17 protein-coding genes are annotated in these 22,526 nt (G+C 43.8%); 14 read left to right on the top strand and 3 right to left on the bottom strand.

Features of this window, described 5'->3' with window-relative positions; genetic code table 11:
• Nucleotide 1: 1 nt before the first annotated feature.
• Nucleotides 2-1,462 (bottom strand): MocR-like pyridoxine biosynthesis transcription factor PdxR, encoded by a 1,461-nt coding sequence (pdxR, locus tag QF049_RS08120; protein ID WP_307536393.1) that lies wholly within the window; start codon nt 1,460-1,462, stop codon nt 2-4.
• A 177-nt stretch (nt 1,463-1,639) separates the two neighbouring features.
• Here pdxR and pdxS point away from each other — a divergent pair, with 177 nt between their 5' ends.
• The 8 genes from pdxS to QF049_RS08075 all read left to right on the top strand — a co-directional run bounded on the left by pdxS (nt 1,640) and on the right by QF049_RS08075 (nt 13,445).
• Entirely contained in the window at nt 1,640-2,524 is an 885-nt protein-coding gene (gene pdxS, locus QF049_RS08115) for a pyridoxal 5'-phosphate synthase lyase subunit PdxS (RefSeq protein ID WP_200869424.1), read from the top strand.
• Between the two features lie 151 nt (nt 2,525-2,675).
• Nucleotides 2,676-5,189, top strand: coding sequence for a GH39 family glycosyl hydrolase (locus QF049_RS08110; protein WP_307536391.1), 2,514 nt, complete (start codon nt 2,676-2,678; stop codon nt 5,187-5,189).
• Nucleotides 5,190-5,390: 201 nt separating this feature from the next.
• Nucleotides 5,391-6,623, top strand: coding sequence for a PTS sugar transporter subunit IIC (locus tag QF049_RS08105; protein ID WP_062834547.1), 1,233 nt, complete (start codon nt 5,391-5,393; stop codon nt 6,621-6,623).
• Between the two features lie 19 nt (nt 6,624-6,642).
• Nucleotides 6,643-8,916: a beta-glucosidase gene (locus QF049_RS08100; RefSeq protein WP_307536389.1), complete on the top strand. Its 2,274-nt coding sequence runs from the start codon at nt 6,643-6,645 to the stop codon at nt 8,914-8,916.
• A 370-nt stretch (nt 8,917-9,286) separates the two neighbouring features.
• The gene (locus QF049_RS08090) at nt 9,287-10,369 is read left to right on the top strand and encodes an ABC transporter substrate-binding protein (protein ID WP_307536386.1); all 1,083 of its coding nucleotides are present in this window, start codon (nt 9,287-9,289) and stop codon (nt 10,367-10,369) included.
• A 196-nt stretch (nt 10,370-10,565) separates the two neighbouring features.
• Entirely contained in the window at nt 10,566-11,375 is an 810-nt protein-coding gene (locus tag QF049_RS08085) for a stalk domain-containing protein (protein ID WP_307536384.1), read from the top strand.
• A gap of 277 nt (nt 11,376-11,652) precedes the next feature.
• Complete coding sequence (locus tag QF049_RS08080) at nt 11,653-12,312, top strand: TetR/AcrR family transcriptional regulator (RefSeq protein ID WP_133384850.1); 660 nt, start codon at nt 11,653-11,655, stop codon at nt 12,310-12,312.
• Nucleotides 12,309-13,445 (top strand): alpha/beta hydrolase, encoded by a 1,137-nt coding sequence (locus QF049_RS08075; RefSeq protein WP_307536381.1) that lies wholly within the window; start codon nt 12,309-12,311, stop codon nt 13,443-13,445. The genes QF049_RS08080 and QF049_RS08075 overlap by 4 nt, the downstream gene beginning before the upstream one ends.
• Before the next feature lie 136 nt (nt 13,446-13,581).
• Here the strand turns inward: QF049_RS08075 and QF049_RS08070 are convergent, their stop codons facing one another.
• Nucleotides 13,582-13,920 (bottom strand): cupin domain-containing protein, encoded by a 339-nt coding sequence (locus QF049_RS08070; RefSeq protein WP_192131518.1) that lies wholly within the window; start codon nt 13,918-13,920, stop codon nt 13,582-13,584.
• Between the two features lie 79 nt (nt 13,921-13,999).
• Nucleotides 14,000-14,827, bottom strand: a complete 828-nt coding sequence (locus QF049_RS08065; protein ID WP_307536378.1) for a helix-turn-helix transcriptional regulator — start codon at nt 14,825-14,827, stop codon at nt 14,000-14,002.
• A gap of 201 nt (nt 14,828-15,028) precedes the next feature.
• Between QF049_RS08065 and QF049_RS08060 the strand changes: the two genes are divergently transcribed.
• The 6 genes from QF049_RS08060 (at nt 15,029) to QF049_RS08035 (ending at nt 22,439) form a co-directional block, all read left to right on the top strand.
• Nucleotides 15,029-16,501 (top strand): sensor histidine kinase, encoded by a 1,473-nt coding sequence (locus tag QF049_RS08060; protein ID WP_307536376.1) that lies wholly within the window; start codon nt 15,029-15,031, stop codon nt 16,499-16,501.
• A 3-nt stretch (nt 16,502-16,504) separates the two neighbouring features.
• Nucleotides 16,505-17,197: a response regulator transcription factor gene (locus QF049_RS08055; protein ID WP_307536374.1), complete on the top strand. Its 693-nt coding sequence runs from the start codon at nt 16,505-16,507 to the stop codon at nt 17,195-17,197.
• A 119-nt stretch (nt 17,198-17,316) separates the two neighbouring features.
• Nucleotides 17,317-18,825: an S-layer homology domain-containing protein gene (locus QF049_RS08050; protein WP_307536372.1), complete on the top strand. Its 1,509-nt coding sequence runs from the start codon at nt 17,317-17,319 to the stop codon at nt 18,823-18,825.
• A 10-nt stretch (nt 18,826-18,835) separates the two neighbouring features.
• Nucleotides 18,836-19,540, top strand: a complete 705-nt coding sequence (locus QF049_RS08045; RefSeq protein ID WP_307536369.1) for an ankyrin repeat domain-containing protein — start codon at nt 18,836-18,838, stop codon at nt 19,538-19,540.
• 311 nt (nt 19,541-19,851) lie between these two features.
• Nucleotides 19,852-20,565 (top strand): beta-glucanase, encoded by a 714-nt coding sequence (gene bglS, locus QF049_RS08040; protein ID WP_105598802.1) that lies wholly within the window; start codon nt 19,852-19,854, stop codon nt 20,563-20,565.
• 227 nt (nt 20,566-20,792) lie between these two features.
• Nucleotides 20,793-22,439, top strand: coding sequence for an extracellular solute-binding protein (locus QF049_RS08035; RefSeq protein ID WP_373428338.1), 1,647 nt, complete (start codon nt 20,793-20,795; stop codon nt 22,437-22,439).
• Nucleotides 22,440-22,526: the final 87 nt, after the last annotated feature.

Genomic DNA, 22,526 nt, shown 5'->3' with positions numbered 1-22,526 from the left:
CTCACAATGCAGTTGTAACGGCATTTTTTAATCTGGATACGCCTTCCTGTAATTGTTCATCCGACAAATGTGCAAAAGATAAATAGATACCATACTTCGTACCAACAGACGTTGAACTGCTGACTTCTGAGTATACCACACCTTGTGACCTAGCCGATTCCCGAAAGGCCTCATAAGTGGACACATTACCTCGCCACCAGCCAAACACGTGTAGACCCGCTTCATTCTCGACCCAATCAAACCATGTAGAGAGTTGCTTGTTCAAAAGTTTGAGTAACAGATGGAATTTACGACTGTATAATCGATTCATTCTGCGCAGGTGACGCTCATATTGACCACTTGTCATGAATGCAGCTAATGCCCGTTGTTCGATCAGGTTGACGGGTCTAGGCTCGTATAAAGCCTGTGCCTTTCTAAAGGTGTCAGCCAAGGTAGGGGGAAGAACCACATAACCAAGTCGTACTTCTAAAGGCAAGGTTTTTGTAAAGCTGCCCAGATAGATTACGCGTCCTGCTTTATCAAGTGTTTTCAGTGGTTCAACATGCATTCCGCGATATCGGAATTCACTATCATAATCATCCTCAACAATCATGGCATCATTTCGCTGCGCCCAGTCCAGCAAGGTTTGTCTGCGTTCCAGACTGAGCATTTCACCAGTAGGAAATTGTCGTGACGGCGTGACAAACAACATTCGTGCTTCCCAGTCTTGGGGCACAACTCCCTGACCATCGAGATTGGCTTCAATCAACTTTGCACCCGCAGCCAATATGGCTTTAGAAATCCCGACATAACAAGGACTTTCTGTCACTACATAATCCCCAGGATCAGCAAGTAATTGAGTGAGTAGAGCTATAGCTTGCATGGAGCCTGCAGTTACTGCAATATGATCCGGATCGACTTGAATGCCCCGCATCCTCCGAAGATAGGCAGCAATAGCTTCTCTCAATTTTGGATCCCCGGTTGAACTAACCATAGCAGAGGTTGTTTTCAGGTGATGCTCACGCTGCCTTATCTCTGCATACAATCGATTATTCCATTCATCGTAAGGAAACTTGGAGAAGTCAGGTTGATATTTGCTAAAGTCGATCACTTCGTCGCTATTCATTCTGGAATCATGTGTATGGGCATTGGCAGGTGCATTTCTTTGAGTCGTCTGTTGTTCAAACTGCTGAATACGATTTCCCCAGGCGGATAAGTGATGCGTGCAAGCTTTCACGGTGGACGCATTATTGTTCAAATCCAACTGGTAAGCAACAAAAGTTCCTCTTCCATGCTCTGAATGAATGTAACCTTGAGCAGTCAACGTATCATAGACCTGATTCACAGTTCCTCTGGAAATGTGATACGTCGTAGCTAACTCTCGAGTAGAGGGTAACTTCTCGCCATGTATAAGATTACCTTCATGAATTGCATCACGAATGGCATGATAGAGAGCCTTCATCTTCGTATATTTTCGGTTCAAATATGAACTGTAAGCTACATGAAATTGCATAGGACCTCCAGAGTTATCATTGAAGTGGTACAATAAAAACCGAAAATATTGGATCTTTTTATATGACCATTATCATTTTATACTAAATCATAGATTAGAGCGATGCCTTTATTGAAAATCACCCAAAAGTTACTTAGGAGGACTACAATCATGCAAACAGGTACAGATCGTGTAAAAAGAGGAATGGCTGAGATGCAAAAAGGTGGCGTCATCATGGACGTTATGAATGCAGAGCAAGCTAAAATTGCTGAGGCGGCAGGGGCAACAGCTGTTATGGCTCTTGAACGGGTACCTTCCGATATTCGCGCAGCCGGCGGTGTAGCTCGTATGGCAGATCCAACCATCGTTGAAGAGGTTATGAAGGTTGTATCTATTCCAGTTATGGCCAAAGCACGTATCGGTCATTACATAGAAGCCAAAGTGCTTGAATCCCTGGGTGTGGACTATCTCGATGAAAGTGAAGTTCTTACACCTGCAGACGAAGTGTTCCATATTGATAAACATGAGTTTACTGTACCATTTGTATGTGGAGCCAAAGATTTGGGAGAAGCTCTTCGCCGTATTGGTGAGGGTGCATCGATGATTCGTACAAAAGGGGAGCCTGGAACGGGTAACATTGTTGAGGCAGTTCGTCATATGCGTCTAATTAACAGCCAGCTCCGCAAAGTGCAAAACATGTCCAAGGACGAGCTGTACGCTGAAGCCAAAAATCTGGGTGTAGCTTATGAGTTGCTGCGCGAAGTTCATGAAAATGGAAAACTTCCTGTCGTTAACTTTGCAGCAGGCGGTGTAGCTACTCCGGCGGACGCAGCATTAATGATGCACCTGGGAGCAGACGGTGTGTTTGTAGGATCAGGTATTTTCAAATCCGATAGCCCTGAGAAATTCGCTCGTGCAATCGTTGAAGCTACAACACATTACACAGATTACAAACTGATTGCCGAAGTATCCAAAAACTTGGGTGCCCCGATGAAAGGGATCGAAATTTCTAAATTGGCTCCAGAAGAGCGCATGTCCAACCGCGGTTGGTAAGATAACAGGGCATCTAGTTGAATAGGTAGTTTGAACATTTATATAGAAGAGCCGATCAATTGAACCTCAATTGATCGGCTTTTTTGTTATTACTGTTTAGCTTGTTGATATCTTCAAAATGCTGTGCCTATAATAATCGGTATGAAGGAAGGTGCAGACAATTCGCTATCTATATGAGTTTATTCAACATCAGGACGATCTGCCTATGAAACTCTTCGTGAACTCGGTAAAACATATTGATTTCCATTGGCACAAGGAAGTGGAAGTTGTATATGTTCTCCACGGTTCAATCATCATGTATCTGGACCAGCAGCAATATACACTGCATGAAGATGATGTGATCGTGGTTAACAGTATGTCCGTCCACAAGATCGAACGAACCAATCAGGACAATGTGTTATTAACATTGCAGTTTGGTCCCGAGTTGATGAACAATAATGTGTTTATCTCCTGTAACTCTGCTATGAACGTGGAACAAAACGCTCCTCGCCTGCAAAGTATTAAACAATATCTTGCGCAAATGGTATGGGAGATCAACAAAAAAACGCCGGGTTATCAAAATTTTACAATGGGCAGATTACAGATGTTATGCGGATGCCTGCAGAGGTATTTTTCCAGTGGAACGAATTCCGCATTGGAAGACGGTAGCAGGGATTATGACTATAAAAGACTGAACAGGGTCCTCACATATATTGATTTACACTACAATGAGAAGATTACACTGCAGGATATGGCGCATTCCGAACATTTAAGTTTGCATTATTTCTCCCACTTCTTCACCGACAAAATCGGGATACCTTTCCAAAAGTATTTGACGCTCATTCGCTTGGAAAAGGCTCAGGCTCAGCTGGCAGCAAACGACAAAAATATTTCGGAGATCGCGCTGGATTGCGGATTTGCCAATGTGAAGCTGTTTAACAAATACTTCAAGGAAAAGTACGGCTGTACGCCAGGTTCCTATCGGGAAGCTTCTCGTACAACGGAACTCCATCAGTTGAATGTGAACCGCAAACCCAAAACATATGAGGAGTCTTCAAGCGGAGATTATTACGAGATGGAAACGCTGAATGCGATTGGCTCGCTGTATCGATATCTGGATGCTAAGGTAGACGCCGATCAGGACATGCTTCCTATACCGTCTGTACATCTGTCAGACCAAACTTATATTGAAATTCGTGCGGATCAGACGTCGTCTGTCTATGAAAAGCACTGGAATATGACCATGACGGCAGGGAGAGCCATTGAAGGTTTGCGTGAAGATTGGCGGAAGCAGTTCTCCGCGCTGAAGGGAAAAGTACCTTTTGAATATATTCGATTTCACGGCATCTTCAATGACGAGATGATGGTTTACAGCGAGAACGAGCAGGGCACGCCCCTCTATAATTGGTCTTATGTGGACAAGTTGTATGATTTTCTGCTGGATCAGGGCGTTCGGCCATTTGTGGAATTAAGCTTTATGCCGAGCCAGCTGGCGAGATCCAAAGAAACGCTGTTTTGGTGGAGGGGGAATATTAGCCCGCCATCCGACCCTGCCAAGTGGCAGGCGCTTGTTGGCGAATTCGTTCGCCATTGTTTAAATCGTTATGGAGTGGAAGAGGTGAGACGGTGGTATTTCGAAGTATGGAACGAGCCTGACCTGGCGGGTGTTTGTTGGGCAGGAAGTAAAGAAGAATACTTTGCGTTTTACGAATCGACCGTTCATGCCATCAAATCGATTTTGCCGGAACTGAAGGTGGGGGGGCCAGCTATGGGTTACGGTTCTCTCTGGAACGATACCTGGGCTGAGGAATTTTTGTCCTATTGCCGCAAGCGTGAAGTGGCTCTCGACTTTTTCTCGTTTCACATCTATTCGGAGTATCCCAAGCTAAAAGTTGAAGAGGATCGTTTAACCCAGATCATGCCGCCTGCTTTTTATAAAGAGAGTATTGAACTTATGCGGCAAAAAATGAATGCGTCATCGTACGGTCATGTTGAACTTCATGTCACTGAGTGGAACTTTTCGCTGTATGACCGGAATTTGCTGCACGATACCATGTTCATGGCTCCGTTTGTCATTTACCACACCATGCACACACTTGGTGACGTGAAAGCGATGGCTTTCTGGTCCTTTACCGATGTATTCGAAGAAAGTATCGTTCCCGCTTCTCCTTTCTACGGAGGTTTTGGCCTGATTAACCGCAATGGGCTGAAGAAACCCAGCTATTATGCATTTGAGATTATGCAAAAGCTTGGGGATGAGCTGATGGTCAAGGGAGACGGTTATGTTGGAACCCGAAAAAGGGATGGAAGCATGCAATTTTTGTTCTATCACTATGTTCACGTAGACCGGCTGTTTGCAAGTGGAGATTGGTCGGAATTATCCAGCTCAACCCGCTATGACGTCTTTGAGGAAAAAGGCAGCAAAGCTTATGAACTTACCCTGAGCAATCTCGAGGGACCTTATAAATGCACCAGTTATCAACTGGATCGGGAGCATGGATCGGTATTTGATGAGTGGACCCGCATGGGATCGCCCTATTCATTGACGGAAGAAGAAATCGCCTATCTAAACGGCAGGAGTGGACCCGTGATGGGGACAGAGATGGTAAGAGATGAAAGTTGGCGCAGAGAGATTTTTCTTCCACCGCATGGGGTAATGCTGCTCATTTTGGATAGACAATATTAAAAAAAGTGCTCTTAAGACATCCTTTCAGTTTGAAGGGATGTTTTTTGTTGTTTATTTCTTGTTCAGGCTGGCAAGCTAGAACTATAGCGATGGATTGGGCAAAAAACGAACCATGATGCGGCAAGTTCCAACAAGAAAGCGTTAACACAAATCGATATACTATGGTTGTGGCAGCTTAGAGGAAGACAGGGGGAGTTTTGGATGAAGCGTTTCATGAAATGGATGACAGATTCGTTTGCGCCGAGATTGGAGGCGTTTACGAACAATATTTGGGTTTCTTCGATTCAAGAAGCCATCATGGTCGCCATTCCGATGATTTTCATCGGTTCGATTATTACATTGATTTCGATTTTGCAGGATTTCATTCCGGGAATGCCGGACCTAACACCTATTACAACATTCAGTTTTGGTTTGCTCGGGTTGTTTATTGCTTTTCTGACACCTTATGTCGTGATGGAAAAAAGAGAACGACATAAAATCAAGTTGCTGGCGGGAATGACGGGGATATCTCTGTTCGTTATGCTGCTTAACCCGACGGTAAACGAAGACGGTACCATTCAGTTCATCCTTGAACGATTTGGACCCTCGGGGATGATTACAGCACTCTTGGTAGGTGTATTCGTCGCTCTTGTAATGATCATGTGCAACAAATTTTCGTTCTTCAAAAAGGGATCTTCACTTCCCGAATTCATTATGGACTGGTTCGATTTTCTCGTCCCGATCGCCCTGGTATTAACAACAGGATGGTTGCTTGTATATCAGCTTCATTTTGATATTTTTGGACTGATCGTGAACGTATTTGAGCCGATCAATGCGGTAGGGCAAAGTTTAACCGGATTTTTATTGTTCAATTTCATTGGTGTTGTACTGTATTCTTTCGGCGTAAGCCCGTGGGTCATGACACCGATCTGGTACGCGATCTGGATACCTGCAATCGAAGAAAATGCAGCTCTTGTGGCAGCGGGACAAGATCCCGTCAATATCAACACGTTTGAAACCTTTTTCTCCGGATGGCTGGGTATTGGAGGAATGGGAGCGACCTTGCCGTTAGTTGTTTGGTTCCTGATGGCACGTTCGAAAAAACTGAAATCTGTCGGCAAGGCGACTATTATCCCATCCTTGTTCAACATCAATGAACCCGTCGTATACGGAGCACCTATTGCCTTTAATCCATTACTCATGGTGCCGATGTGGATTAACTCACTTATCACGCCGGTGATTGTGTACTTGGCTCTCGACTGGGGTTGGGTGCGGATTCCGAGCCAGATCTTCCAGCTATGGTACACGCCGATCGGCCTCTCCACCTATATTATGTCCGGACTCAATGGGCTTATCTTGCTGGCGGTCGTCCTGGTCATTGTATTTATTGTCTGGTTTCCGTTTTTCAAACTGTATGATGCACAGGAACTGAAGAAAGAACAAGAACAAAATTGATATCAGAAGGGTGAGTACTATGGATAAATCAATCAATGAGTTGTTGTCGGCATTGACGCTGGCCGAGAAAGCTTCGCTCTGCGCAGGATTGAATATGTGGATGACAAAAGGAATTGAGCGGTTAAACATTCCGCCGGTTCATATGTACGATGGGACAAACGGTATCCGTAAAACGAACAGCGATGAAGAAATGGGGATTACAACGGAAAATGTACCCGCAACCTGTTACCCTACGGGTTCAGCCATCGGCTCTTCGTGGAATACGGAATTGTTGTATGAAGTTGGTGTGGCACTGGGACGTGAATCAAAAACCATGGACGTTGAGCTGCTGCTTGGACCTGGTGTCAATATGAAAAGAACGCCACTTGGCGGAAGAAACTTCGAATACTACTCGGAAGACCCATACTTGACAGGGGAACTTGGAGCGGCGTTTATAAACGGGATCCAAAGCGAAGGAGTGGGCGCTTCTGTCAAACACTTTGCGGGTAACAACCAGGAGTTCGAGAAGATGGTAACCAGTTCGGAAATCGATGAGCGAACGCTCCGCGAGATTTACCTGAGCGCCTTTGAACGTATTATTAAGAAATCCGATCCTTGGACGGTTATGTGTTCTTATAATTTATTGAATGGAACGTATACAAGTGAGAACGAACATTTGCTGAATGACATTTTGAGAGAAGAGTGGGGTTATGAAGGTGTTGTTCTATCCGACTGGACAGCTGTTAATGATCGCATACGCGGTCTGAAGGCTGGGCTTGATCTGGAGATGCCGGGTCCCGCCAATTACAATGCTAAAGCAATCATTGAAGCGGTTCAGAACGGAAGCCTCTCCGAAGAACAGTTGGATCGAAGCGTGGGCCGGATTTTGAAACTGGTTGAGCGGGTAACGGGCAAGAAAGACATGGATTCTTCTCCAGATTCGGACTATCATGCACTCGCACGTAAAGCGGCGGCCGAAAGTATTGTGCTTCTGAAAAATGAGAACGCGATTCTCCCGCTAGGGCAGGAGTCCATTTCGTCGATTGCCGTGATCGGACGCTTTGCCAAAAAACCGAGAATTCAGGGAGCGGGCAGTGCGAAGGTAACGCCTACAAAAGTCGATATTCCATGGGACGAGATAAAAAATCTGGCTGGCGATGCCACGACCATGAATTATGCAGAAGGGTACCCGGAGGATGACTCCATCAATGATGAGCTAATTAAGGAAAGCGTCTCATTAGCGATGAATTCCGATGTTGCTGTACTGTTTGTTGGCCAACCGGAATATGCGGAATCGGAGATGCATGATTTGCAAGGCATTGATCTTCCCGAGCATCAAGTGAAATTGATTCTCGCGGTAGCCGCAGTTCAGCCCAAGTGTATTGTCGTAACGAGCAGCGGTTCCGCACTGGCGATGCGCCCATGGGTACAGCATGTACCTGGTGTGGTTCATGCTTGGTTGTCGGGTCAAGGCATGGGTAAAGTGATTGCAGATGTATTATTCGGACAGACGAATCCTTCGGGCAAACTGTCTGAGACATTCCCTGTCAAACTGTCGGACAACCCTTCACATATGCGAATTCGCGGAGAGAACGGCAAGCTGTATTATCGCGAAGGCCTGTTCGTGGGTTATCGATATTATGACCGGAAAGAACTGGCACCTCAATTCCCGTTTGGACACGGATTGTCTTACACATCGTTCTCCTATACGGATCTGGAAGTGTCTCAGACCCATACCGGTGTTACTGTGTCTTTCCAATTGAAAAATATCGGAAAGCGCCAGGGGAGAGAAGTTGTTCAATTGTATGTTCACGATGAAGAGTGCACATGGACCCGTCCAGAGAAAGAATTGAAAGCTTTTGCCAAAGTTGAATTGGAGCCGGGTGAAAAACGCAAGATTACCTTTGAACTGGAAGAGAGAGATTTCTCATATTACAACACCAAGTATAACCGTTGGGTGGCTGAGACCGGGTTTTTCCAAATTTCACTTGGCAGCTCGTCCAAAGATCTCCGAATTACGGAACGTCTGCATTGTGACTTTGGTAAGGAAGAAATCACGTTCCACAAATTCAGTCTGCTCAGTGAGTGGATGAGTGATCCTGTAGCGAAAAAGGAATTGGAGCATCGCCTGAATGAAATGAACGAGCATGTTACGGACAAGGTATACCTTAACGAGGAGTTTGTGGGATTCTGGGCAGATTTCCCGATGATCAAAGTATTCCAAATGTTCGGTCAACAATGGATGAATGAGCGTTCACCTGATGAAATTATTAATGAACTTATCGCCAAGGTTAATCAGGCACGTAATGAATAGTTAAGTAAAAGAGAAACCAAGTTCAATCCTAAACAAAGGACATGAACTTGGTTTTTCTAACGTTTCGGGATATATCGTTATGGAACGTAACCTTCGAACCAGGATGCGGCAACAACTGTCATATTCACCGTGACGGATTTCAGCTCATGTTAGTCACCAGAGGAGAAGGGCATTGAACCTGTCACAGATTAAGTTTACGATAATGCGACGAAATGAGGCACCCATATGGGGGTTTCTTTTAATTCATCAGATAAATGATATTGATTATTGTTCTCATTTACACACTTCGACATTTACTGTATACTGACAATAGTTATTTTACATATTGCTTTAAAGACAAGAGAGAATTCAAAAGGGAGAGATTATTTACATGTTGGTATCTGTTAAAAAAGGGATGTTTCTTTGTTTGATTACTGCAATGATTCTGGTGCTCGCAGCGTGTTCAAGCAACAATGGTGGCAGCAAAGATGCAAATGGCAGCTCACAGCAAGCTGCGGAGAGCAGTGCCACGAATGCAGCAACAAATGGGGAACAAACCGACGCAGACGCTTCAGCACCTGCTAAAACAACTTACCCGGTAACCGTTTCAAATTATACAACAGAGAACGGCACATGGGTGAAGAAGGATCAAACGTTTGACAAGGCACCTGAACGAGTAGTTGCCAATACACAAGGTGCAGCCGAGCTGATGATTCGCCTTGGTTTGACAGACAAACTTGTAGGTGTAGCTGCGTTGTTTGGTAGTGTACCTGAAGATATTGCTGACGAGTTTAAACAAATTCCTGTGCTAGCTGAAGGCTATGTCGGTAAGGAAGTGACAATAGGGGCTACGCCTGACTTGGTTGTAGGGCGTGGTGGATTGTTTGAGGATGCCGATTGGGGTGTTGGTACAGTAAGCAGCTTGAATGATATGGGGATTAAAACTTACGTGCAAAGCACCAGTGTTCCTGACGCATCGTTAGATAGTCTGTATCAGGACATTACTGAATTAGGTGAGATATTCAACGTACAAGCGAACGCAGCGGCATATATTGAGAAGCTTAAAGCACGCGAGACTGCGTTGTCGGCTCGAGCTAGCACTGAAACGATCAACTATGCATCATTTTCGGATAATGGTGATGGAACCATTGGAATCTACAGCGGAAACGGTGATACGTTTATTGAAAGTGCAATGTCATTGATCAATATGCATAATATGCTGATTAATGAAACCGGCACACTCAGTCTCGAGAAGTTAATCGAGATTAATCCGGATGCGATGATTATTTCGAGGTATGCAGGGGGTATTGATCCTGAGCAGACGATTGAAAAGCTGCTTGCCAACAAACAGGTACAAAACATTAACGCAGTTAAAAACAAAAAAATCTACATTATTGATTTCAACAACTTCTGGGGTTACGGGGATTCCATCTTCACAGGTGTTGAAGGACTCGCTGATGATCTCGGGTTGTAATGAAGCCAAGAACAAAACATAGTACCATTAAAAGTCGCTATTTTAGCGGCTTTTTTTTGTTATCAGGGACCCAATTCTTGTTTCAAGCTGATCAAACTTTTATTGGAATCTAACGTTATTATTGTAAGATTAAAAATTACATGAAGTGGGTGAGTCGCTGTGAGAATGAAGCAATTGAAAAAAGGTTGCATTAGTGATGTCGGTGTTATTACCATTGGGGGCTCAAAAATCTGAAGCAGCATCCAAATATGTTGATTTGGAAATTCAGTGGGCAGACGGTCGTATTAACCATGTTCAGACGTTAATCAAGGATGGAGTCACTTACGGAAATTTTTTCTCACTGGGTATTAAGGCAGGCCTAGTGTGGGGGATGGAAGATGATAATACGGCCGTACTGAAGAGCAGTCAGAAGCATATTGTTGTGCACTTGGGAAGCAGCATTGCCGAAGAAGATGGTCAAAAAGTAGATATGGGCAGAGAACCGGTGTGGTATATTAGTCACCTTTATGTACCCATAGGATTTCTTGCATCTGCTTTGGACGGGGAAGTGACTCATCAAGATATGAAAACGAACAAGGTAACCGTGACTGGATTGAGCAATTATACCGATACTTTTTATGGCAGCAACATGGGTTACACCTATGTCATTCGCACTGCAAAAGGAGATCTTGAGATTACGAATGCTTCTACTGGACAAAAGAGTTCGATTCCCTTAGGGATCAAGGACATGAATGTGAACACTCATGATCTTAAGATAAATTTTAAGAGGAGTCCCCAAAATCTACTTATTGTCATCATTGAACACACTAATCGAAAAACGGAAGACTACGATCTTTACACGTTGGTATTCAAAAATAAAGGTCTGATTCGCAAATCCATTGCTCACGGGGTAACGGGGCAGCATGAAATTTTGAATTCAGATAGTACCATTCAACTCATCGATGACAACAGTATACGTATTATTGAAGATGGAAGTGGTAAAGTGCTTGAAGTCCTTTCTCGTTGAATAGATATCTGATCCGATATTCATGAATTACATCCCCTCACCAACTGAATAATAATACAAACATCTCAAAGAGCAGCTGATCAGAGTGATCAGCTGCTCTTGCATATTTCTTCCCGAATCTTTTCACAATCAAAAGTAGTTAAAATATCTTTTTGTAAATCTAAATACAGTGGTTTTAAATTTTTATAATGATATTAATCTTTCAAGACTAGTTGACTTGTGAATGGATTATCGGTATAATGTGAATCAGTTCACACTAAACATTAAGGAGTAGTCTATGCCAAAAAATTCGTTCTTTCGTTTAGACGAAGCAAGGCGCGAGGAAATATCGAATAGCGCTATGCATCTTTTTGTTAATAATCTCTACGAGGATATAACTATGAAGATGGTTTTGGATAGTTTGTCCATGCACCCCGGAACATTTTATCGGTATTTTGAAGACAAAGATGACCTTTATTGTCACTTAATACGTAATGTGACTCAGAAAAGAGCTGCATATTTTAATAACAGTAATGAAGATTCCCTTTACAGCTATTTCCTTACTGGCTTATTTGGTAACGTTAATGGCATGGTGACCGAGCCACTGAATGAGTTGGAAATCAAACTGACTAAAACATTTTCATATATTCCTGAGGACATTTTGCTTAAAGTATATGTGAATGTGTTAAAGGGCGAGTCATTCCCCATGATCAAGGACATTTTACGCCGAATGAGAGTTGATGGATATCTCCGACCTGATGTTGACGACGACCTGATTTCTTTTATGTTTGAGTCAATGCAGCTTAATTTAATCTTGTTTTTTAGGGAATTCGATATTAAGGACTCTAAGCTGCAACATAAGATCAGCAAATACTTTGCTGAATTTATGGGCCATGGACTGCTTGAAGATCATAAATATTCTGAAATGGTTAGCGATCTCAAGGGGGAAAGAAAATGAAAACCTATGACGTATTTCCAGAACCAATTGGCGGCTATACTGTTGGTCGAACCCAGATGGATTTTGAGTACACGGCATCAGATTACTCCAAAAGAGAACTGACCGCTTTTGTGTACTATCCGTCTGACAGTAGTGAAGGTAAGACTACATCAACGTACATGTTTCCTGAAGTCTACGGGATGTTTAATGAGCAGCCACTTGTCACTGCGTTGAAGGATGTTTTCTCTATAGATATCAAGACCCAGTGTTACGACGACCTTGCTATCTCCGGGAAGGAAAAGCGCTATCCAGTGTTATTCTATGTTTGCGGTGGAGGTGGTTCTCCAGAATGGGGTACAGTGCTCTGTACAGACTTGGCAAGCATGGGGTATGTTGTGGTAAGCATCGGCCATCAGAATAGCACGATGTATAAGCGTAAAGATGGACGCCTGTTTAATGTATCCAAGGATTTTTCGGATGTCATTACAGCGTTTGGTGAAGATCCGGAGATGCTGGCGTTGGCTGGTAAGATGGAGTTGCGTCCTGACGATGAAACTGCCATTGAGATGTGCCGTAACGTGCTTGCACAACCGATACTTTCCAAGATAACAGAGTATAGTGAATCACAGGCAGAAGATGTAAGGTATGTAGCCGATTATCTTTACAAACTGGACTCTGGAGAGCTGAATTCCATCTTTAAGGGCAGATTGCTGCTTGACATCGGCATGGGTATAGTCGGACATTCTTATGGAGGGCCTACGACGGCGATGGTTTGCCGGGATGACGACCGGTTCGCCTGCGGGATTGGCTTGGATAGCGGTGCGTTTGGACTTCTTGACAGCGATCTTAAGAAACCCTTCTTGCTACTGTTTTGTGAACCTAACTATAATATGAATGCGATTATTGGCGCTAACAATAGCATGGAAACCTATTATTTCTCAGTTGATCGTGTTGCACATTTGGATTACTGTGACATCGTGTTTACCAGTGTTAATGAGGAACTCAGAGGTGAACGGGATGCTATGGAGATGCGAAATATTGTTACAGACTATGCAAAGAACTTTTTTGATCATTACATACTGCAGAAGGCAGCAAGTGTGGAAAGCCTGGCATACGATGGTGTAGAATTGATCAAGAAGACCAGCAACAAGTGACATTACCGAGAGATTTTGATTAATGCATGTCAAAGAGCTAGCCGTACAGACGCAGAGCCGATAACCCCTATTACGCGGTTATCGGCTCTCTGACTCTGATATTGCAAATTGACATCCTGGTTCCAATAACTGACGCTTATTCGGCCTTAGTCCCGCCAGTGTTTACTTCGCTTCCAGGCTCCATCAACATGATATGACATTCCTTTTCGGAAGAAGGCTTGATCTCGACTCCCTTAGGGACAATATACATCTCGCCCTTGGAAATCTTCACTTGCCCATCACGAAAATCAATTATCATTTCCCCTTCGAGCACAAAAAATAACTTATCGGTCTCCTCATGAACATGCCACTCAAAATCTCCAGCAATCTTAACGATCTTAAATTGATAGTCATTCATTTCACCAATGAGTTTCGGAGACCAAAGATCGTTTAATTTCGAAAATTCCTCATTTAATTGAATAGCTTGATAGTGCATCGTCATTCCTCCTGTGTATTAATCCTTTATGTTCAGTATACTGATCTAGGCTTTTGTATAACATGGATACCTATTGAAATCAGGATGGATTATTGATGAACTTCAGACGATATTCACTGGGAGAAATACCATATTGTTTCTTAAACACTCTGCTAAAATAAAAGGGGTCAGCAATGCCAACGGTCTCAGCAATCTGTTGTACAGACGCATCACTTGCCAATAACATTTGCTGTGCCATGTTTATACGATATTTCAATACATATTCTGCTGGACCCATACCTGCATGTCTTCTAAACACGTAGGAAAGTCGATTTCGATTAACGTTATTTTGTTCTGCAAGCGATGCGACAGTCAGACTTTGATCATAGTATTCTTGGATATAGGTAGAGACCCGTTCGAATAAGACATCTGATTCACAACTATTTTGCCTATGATCAACACATATTAAGGTCTCATTCAGTACATCGCGAAACAGCATCTCGGTCTGAAACTTTGAAATACCTCCGTGCTGATTATACACATGCCAAAGACGCGTGATTAATTCGATCAGACGTGGGGATTGACCCGTTGATAATTCAAAATGCTGATGGGAAAAGCTTGTCTCCTCGAGGTCCGAACTACATATCCGGTATAAAACGAGAATGTATTCCCAGTCCGTTCTATGAAACACGGTTTGATCCAGTTTCATTTTCGCGCCCCCGTGTACAACTTTTCCTGGTGAAAAGATATAGGGCGTACCCTCAAATTGGAATTGAATCTTTCCTGTAAGAGGAAATACAAATCCAGGAAAAGAATCGGTATAGTCAGCCTGGGGAACCCCTGGATTTCTAGCATATCGATACACTCCTTCTACTTGAAAAGGAATGTGTGCAAAATGCGCTGCTAACTGATTAACGTCTACGTTCACATTTCGTACCTCATTTCAAAAGTGTTTGTCGGTGATTCTGAGATCAATCGTTGTGTACCTTCTCCAACATTATTGATAACGATTATCACTGTCAACATATATAATGAAAGAGAAAGCTCTTTTTACATATGGGCAATAGAATCCATCTTGTGTTAACATGTGCACTAACTAATCCAATGGCTTGTTTGAGAAGGGGAACCCATGTCAATTCGAATAAAAATGCTGCTGTCCTTCACGGGCATGCTTGTTATAAGTCTACTGTTCATCCTGCTTACGGCAAGTCTGTATACGATTGCGGCCACAGGGGATCTACAGAGTTTCCGCGATATTTACAAGGTACATTATCAGATCAACCCCCTGACTGAACAGGGAGAATCGATCTTTCAAGAGATGAAGTTCCTGGCCAAAAATGACCCGGACGACCTGCAGAACAAGGTTTTGCTGCGTGAATATGATATGAAGCTTCGAGCTGAGAAGTCAGGGCTCTACGTCAGACGGGAGAATAGCCAGATCTTCGAATCGCTGACCTTCAATCAGCCAGAACTGAAGCAAGCACTACCTGCCTATGATCTTAACAATTATCAGATTCGGAGCACCTTCAATATTGGTGAGCGATTTTATGCTTATGCAAAATTTGATTTTCAATATTCAGACGGGGAACGGGGGAGTATCTTTGTCATTCGCGAGAGAAGCCCCTTTGCGGAGCTTACTCGCAAGCTGCTGCCTGTGATGTCATTCCTGCTTATTGGCGTCCTCATCATTGCAAATCTGCTTTTGTTCCGCTGGATCACGCGCAGCTTCATTAAGCCATTGAATCAACTACGAAGTTCAGCCGAACATATTAAGGATGGCAATCTATCCTTTAAACTTCAGCTAAACTCCAATGACGAGGTTGGTCAACTCAGCGAAGCGTTTGAGAGCATGCGGAATCAATTGCAGCGCTCTTATGCGTTACGTCAGCAGGACGAAGTGAACCGCAAAGAGCTTATCTCCAACATTTCGCATGATCTCCGTACGCCGATTACCAATATCAAAGGTTATATTGAGGGCATTCGTGACGGAGTGGCTAATACTCCGGAGAAAATGGAGAGTTATGTTAATATCATTCACTCCAAAGCAGTTAGCATGGATAAGCTGGTGGATGAACTGTTTTTGTATTCAAAGCTCGATTTGAACCAAGAACCTTTCCTGTTTAAAACAGTTGATCTCGCTGATTTCCTTGAAGATAGCATTGAAGAGCTGAGATACGATTTGGAGGATAAAGGTGTTGCCCTGGATTGGAATAACCAGGTGTCTGGTCCCGCTATGGCTGCTATGGATCCGGAGAAGTTAAAACGTACCGTTGTTAATGTGGTGGATAATGCACTCAAATACATGGAGAATGAACATAAACGATTCGAGATTACACTTCAAGCCGATGAGAAATGGATTACGATGGGCTTTAAAGATAATGGCAGGGGAATACCTGAAGAGGCACTACCTTATATATTTGAACGCTTCTATCGTGCAGAACAATCCCGGAATTCCTCAACGGGCGGAAGTGGGCTCGGGCTGGCAATTGCCCGTCAAATCATTGATGGACATGGGGGCTTCATCTGGGCTAAAAGCCAGCCCAATGATGGCACGAGTATATATATCAAGCTGAAACGGCTGAGTGAAGAGAGGAACCAATAAGTAATGGCAAACATTTTGATTATTGAAGATGAAACAACGATTGCAGAACTGGAACGGGATTATTTTGAGCTCAACGGATTTTCCGTGGATCTCTGCCATACTGGAGATGAAGGCCTGAAGCAGGCACTGGAGGGGGACTATAATCTGATCATTGTTGATCTGATGCTTCCGGGACTGGACGGCTTCGAATGTTGCAGGCGCATTCGAGAGGTAAAGGAAGTGCCCATCCTTGTTGTTTCCGCAAAAAAGGAAGAAAACGATAAGATACGGACGTTCAATCTCGGAGTGGATGATTTTATTACAAAACCGTTCAGCCCAAGTGAGTTGGTTGCACGAGCAAAGGCTCATTTGACCCGATATGAGAGACTACTTGGCAAAAACAAACCAGCTGAGCAGGATGAAATCCACATTCGGGGGCTTCACATTGACAAAGGATCACGCCGCGTTTTTGTTAATGGAGAAGAGGTGGCGATTACAACCAAGGAGTTCGAGTTACTTGTATTTCTTGCGAGTCATCCCAATCGTGTATTCAGCAAATCTGATCTGTTCGAGCGGATCTGGGGCATGGATTCCACCGGAGATATTGCAACGGTAACCGTCCATATTCGCAAACTGCGTGGGAAGCTGGAGACAGACCCCAAAAAACCGGAGTATATTGAGACCGTCTGGGGCGCAGGCTACCGATTTACTGCATAAGTTTCCTGAAAATTTAGAGTCAGTTTATATTTTGTTAATAACTTTATCCTTGGGAGTTTCTTTTTGTCCTCTATTCTATAGATACAGGCAACTACAACCTATAGAGGAGGAATTCAACTATGAATTCTACAACCCGCAAAATCGCTACATTTCTAACCATAACTGCATTAGGTACAGCAGTGTTCCCGTTAACTGCGAATCACGTACATGCAGCTACATACGTCACTAACATTGCGGCAACAACCGCACAGCTTACCCAACAACAGATCGAAGCTGCTATCAAGGATCTGAATAGCTTGGGGATCATGAACGGATATGCAGATCAATCCATGGGTGAACATAGAGCGATTACCCGTGCTGAACTAGCTTCATTGATTTTCAAAACGTTTAATTTGCAGAGCAAGACGGGAGAAAGCGTAGAATTGACGGATGTGAATCCGAACGCGTGGTATGCACCTTATGCGTCAAAGCTCGTTGAACTTGGCATCATGCAGGCTAACAATGGACAATTCAATCCGCAGACTCAAGTGTCGGACGCAGAACTCGAACAGGTCGTATCCAAAGCGATGCAACGTGATGTAAAGTCCGTTCACCATTGGATGAGCGAGTTTTACTCCGAGAACGGTTCGGCAACGCGTGGCGAAACAGCAGTGTTGTTGCAAACCGCACACCAAGCTATTCCTTCGGAGAAAGCTCAAATCAAGAGCGTTAGATCGCTGAACGCCATTACGTTAATTGTCACATTCGACAAGCCGCTGACAGCAACGAATGAAGCTTTTGCCAAGGCACAAACGGACTTTGCATTTAGTGGCGGGTTGACGTTAACCAATATGCCCCGTTTGAAAACAGGGTCGATTGCGACTTACATCGTTCCAACGTCCGTACAAGATGCTGGTGAAGTGTACAACCTGACTTACAAAGGTCAAGACGCTGGTTCCTTTGAAGGCAGTGCCACGAAAATAAACATGACAACGGCTAGTCAAGTAACGAATGATACATTCGAGATTGAAGCACTGCAAGTGAACGGTGTAGTGGATTATGGTTACATTATTTCGGCTTACAGCGGTGGTCGAGGAGCTAATGCATTTGTGCTGAATGATCAAGAGCAAGCAGGAGGCAAAACGGTTCAAATCATCTCTTCCATGCAGGCAAGACAAGTTGTAATTACGCCAGAAGGTGGCGAGCCTATCGTTGCCAGATATGTTCCGTTCACGCAATCCACAGATGGCAAACAAGAACCGAAGTTCCGTTTGCCTGAGGGACAAACGCTGAAATCAGGTGTTACATATACGGTTTCTTCGGATTGGGCCAACATCGAAAATGCTTCATTTAAGGCGAAATCGTTTGATGCACTAGTGGTTGCAAGTGCTCAAGCAGTGAGCGAAACCTCCATGGAAGTTACGCTTGACCAGGACCCTGGGGATGAACTGTTCTCTGGTCGAAGTGTAACGTTAACTTCACCTAGCGGGGATGTTCTGACGGCCACTTATAAATATTCAAGTCGAAAAGGTGCGACGGGTGTATTCGACCTAACAAATGATGGGAAGTTGACTCCGGGTACTACGTATACAATAAACCCAGTTGGGGATTGGAGTATCGCTTCTTCGGTCACCTTGACACTGGAGTAAAGGAGGCAGTATGAGTAAATCGCTGATCATCGTTGTCCTGATAAGTAGTATGTTGATCGTCCAAGGCTGCGTGCCTGAAATGAGAAACGACTCTAACGAAGAGGTAAAGGCCATGACTTCAGCAGATGAACAGCTGTTCAAGGCAGTAGAGGACAGCGATACTGAACGCATCGAACAAATGATTCAAGCAGGCGCCAATATCAATGCTCAAGATCAGACTGGACGAACCGCTACAATGATTGCAACTTACAATAATGACCCAACATCAGCTAAAGTGTTAATTGAAGCGGGGGCAGACGTAAATATACAGGACGATATGAAAAACACCCCGTTTCTGTATGCTGGCGCTGAAGGATACTTGGATATTTTGAAGCTGACAATCGAGGCCGGAGCGGACCCAACGATAACGAATCGATATGGAGGGACAGCACTTATTCCAGCTTCGGAGCATGGATATGTGGATGTAGTGCAAGAATTACTGACTCAAACTTCGGTGGATGTGGACCATGTGAATCAATTGGGATGGACAGCACTACTCGAAGCGATCATTCTTAACGATGGCAATGCTCAGCAGCAGGAGACGATACAATTACTCATTGATCATGGAGCAGACGTGAACATACCGGATCGTGATGGGGTATCACCGCTCAGTCATGCAAAGAATAAAGGCTTTAAGGAAATTGAAGACATTTTGGTACGAGCTGGTGCGAAATAGACCCTTTTAGGGTGAATAAATTAACAAACATGTTGAGATATAGGTAAAAATGGTTTTCATGGAGCGCCTGATTCCTTCTATGCTGAAGGGCAGGCGCTTCATTCAATCAATCTTACGTTTATGAAACTGGCATAGTCTTAACATGACATGATTAGATACAAGAATGAGGATCTTAAAAATTGAATATCTCTGCTTTGAAGTTTGCTATAGTGTACCACTATACTTCCGGATAAAATGGAAATACCAACCATGTAAGCGCTATCTATTATTGTTCTGCTTGTACATGTTGGAATCATTCATGGAGGTGTATGATGAAAAGGAAGTCTTGGTATACTTTGGCGGTAACTGGTGTCATCTCTTTGTTTTTTTCGGTAAGCGCTTTCGCGGGTTATGTTTTCTGGGAACCTCTAACCTATTTTAACGCAAGTACGTGGCAAAAAGCGGATGGGTATTCGAATGGGAGCATGTTCAACTGTACGTGGAGGGCTAACAATGTTAATTTTACAAGTGACGGCAAGCTTAAGCTTGGTTTGACCAGCTCTGCACAGAACAAGTTTGATTGCGGAGAGTATCGTACCACAAATACGTATGGGTACGGCTTGTATGAAGTCAGTATGAAACCTGCCAAGAACACAGGTGTAGTATCGTCTTTTTTCACATACACAGGCCCTGCACATGGCACCCAATGGGATGAGATTGATATCGAATTTTTAGGAAAAGACACAACCAAAGTGCAGTTTAATTATTATACCAATGGCGTTGGTAATCATGAGAAGGTTATCAATCTAGGTTTTGATGCATCCCAGGGCTTCCATACGTATGCATTTGACTGGCAGCCTGGACACATCAAATGGTATGTTGATGGTGTATTGAAACACACGGCAACCAGCAATATTCCTAAAACACCTGGAAAAATCATGATGAACCTCTGGAATGGAACAGGTGTAGATAGCTGGCTCGGTCCTTATAACGGGGCCAATCCGCTCTATGCTGAGTACGATTGGGTTAAATATACGAGTAATTAAGCAGACTGAAGCAGCCGTTAGCGGCTGCTTTTTTCTATATTCAGGCATTGTATTTATTCAATATATGTATTCAATATCCAATATCCTAAATTAATGCAATAAATGTTGCAATATTAGTATGGGCATAAATATCAAACATTCATTATGATTAACCTGTAGGCAACATTACATAGACTGGGGGAACGAAGTTGGACACAAGTAAAAAGAGACGAGTAGGCAGTTTGGTCATGATCGGTGTATTGGCCCTATCTGCAGCCTTGAGCGGGTGTAGTAACGGGAGCGACAAGAAAACAGAATCGAGTACACCAGCGACAACGTTGGAACTCAAAAATGGGAAGTATGATCCACCAGTATCCATTACGTATTTACGACCATGGGGTCCAGATGTGAAGTTTAAGCCAGGCGAGGATCAGGATAACAACGTCCATACAAAATGGGCCAAGGAGAAACTCGGGATTGAGTTGAAAAATCAGTGGATATCTCCTTCTACCAATAATGCATTTGAGACAAAACTGCGTCTGTCACTGGCTTCCAATGCGGACATGCCGGACATTATTTCGTATCGCGGCGAATTCAATCTGGTGCGTGAATTGATTGAGTCCGGAAAATTTGTCGATGCCGGCGAGTTGTTTGACAAATATGCCAGCGACACATGGAAAGCAGCCGTAAACGAGGATCCTTCCGTATGGTATCCATACATGCAAGATGGCAAAAAGATCGGTATTCCGATTCTGGACTATTCCTATAATGGTGATCCTGTCATGTGGATCCGTGAAGACTGGATGAAGAAATTTAATCTGGAAGCACCTAAAACTATAGATGATCTTGAAGTCATTATGGAAACGTTTACGAATCAAGATCCGGATGGGAATGGGAAGCAGGACACTTACGGACTCACCATTGGCTTCAAGAACTGGCTGAACACATGGATGTCTGAAGCTGGGTGGGTATTTGGCGCTTATGGTACAATGCCAAACCAATGGAATCTGACGGCAGACGGAAAACTTGAATACGGTTCCGTTACACCTGGTGCAAAACAGGCTTTGGCCAAATTACAGAGCTGGATGAGCAAAGGTTATATCCCCGAAGAAGCCGGTGTGTATGACGAGACAAAAGCTGCTGAAGAATTTACTGCCGGAAAAGCAGGTATTGTGGTAGGTCCTCACTGGATGCCATCCTGGCCGCTGGAGGATGTGAAGAAAAACAATCCTGAGGCTGAATACAAAGCGTATCCCATTCCTTCCGGTCCAAACGGTCAAGCAGGAAGACATGGTACGTCGAACGGAAACGGCGTAGTTCTGATTAACAAAGACATGAAAAATCCGGAAGCCTTTTTCACCTATCAGAACTATCTCTTTGATCACTATGCAAATCCTAAAGAGGGCGATGAGTTTGAGCATGGATTTGCGGAAGGATACGATTGGGTTATGGTAGATGGGAAACCATCAACCGATGCAAGTCTTACGGGTGGTTATGCTCCCGAGAAGTACACTTTGACTTTTGATGGAGCGCGAATTCCGAATCTGAGCATGACAACACTCGCGAAGCTGGCAAGTGGTGAAGAACCAACAACGCCATTTGAGAAAAAAATCAAATCAGGTGTACCAGTACCTATGCTTGATGCAGCCAAGATTGTTTTGGATCAAAAGGATATCGTGTTCAATCAAATGTTTACCGGTGCACCTTCAATGACGATGCAGATGAACAATGACATTTTGACCAAGATGGAGAAGGATACCTTCTCTCAAATTGTATATGGCAAAACCTCTGTTGATGCGTTCGACTCATTTGTTGAGAAGTGGAAGTCTTCAGGTGGAGATCAGATCACGAAAGAAGTTAACGAGTGGTATGATTCCGTGAAAAGCGGAAAATAGGATGACGCAGGGATGGCTGAATTGATTCATCGCGGCCACATAAGCACCAAAAAGGCATTGCAGGAGAAGATCTCCGGCAATGCCTTT

Source organism: Paenibacillus sp. W4I10 (assembly GCF_030816325.1).
Lineage (GTDB): Bacteria > Bacillota > Bacilli > Paenibacillales > Paenibacillaceae > Paenibacillus > Paenibacillus amylolyticus_B.
The sequence above is the reverse complement of the archived record's forward strand: the minus strand, read 5'-3'. Positions and strand labels throughout refer to the sequence as shown.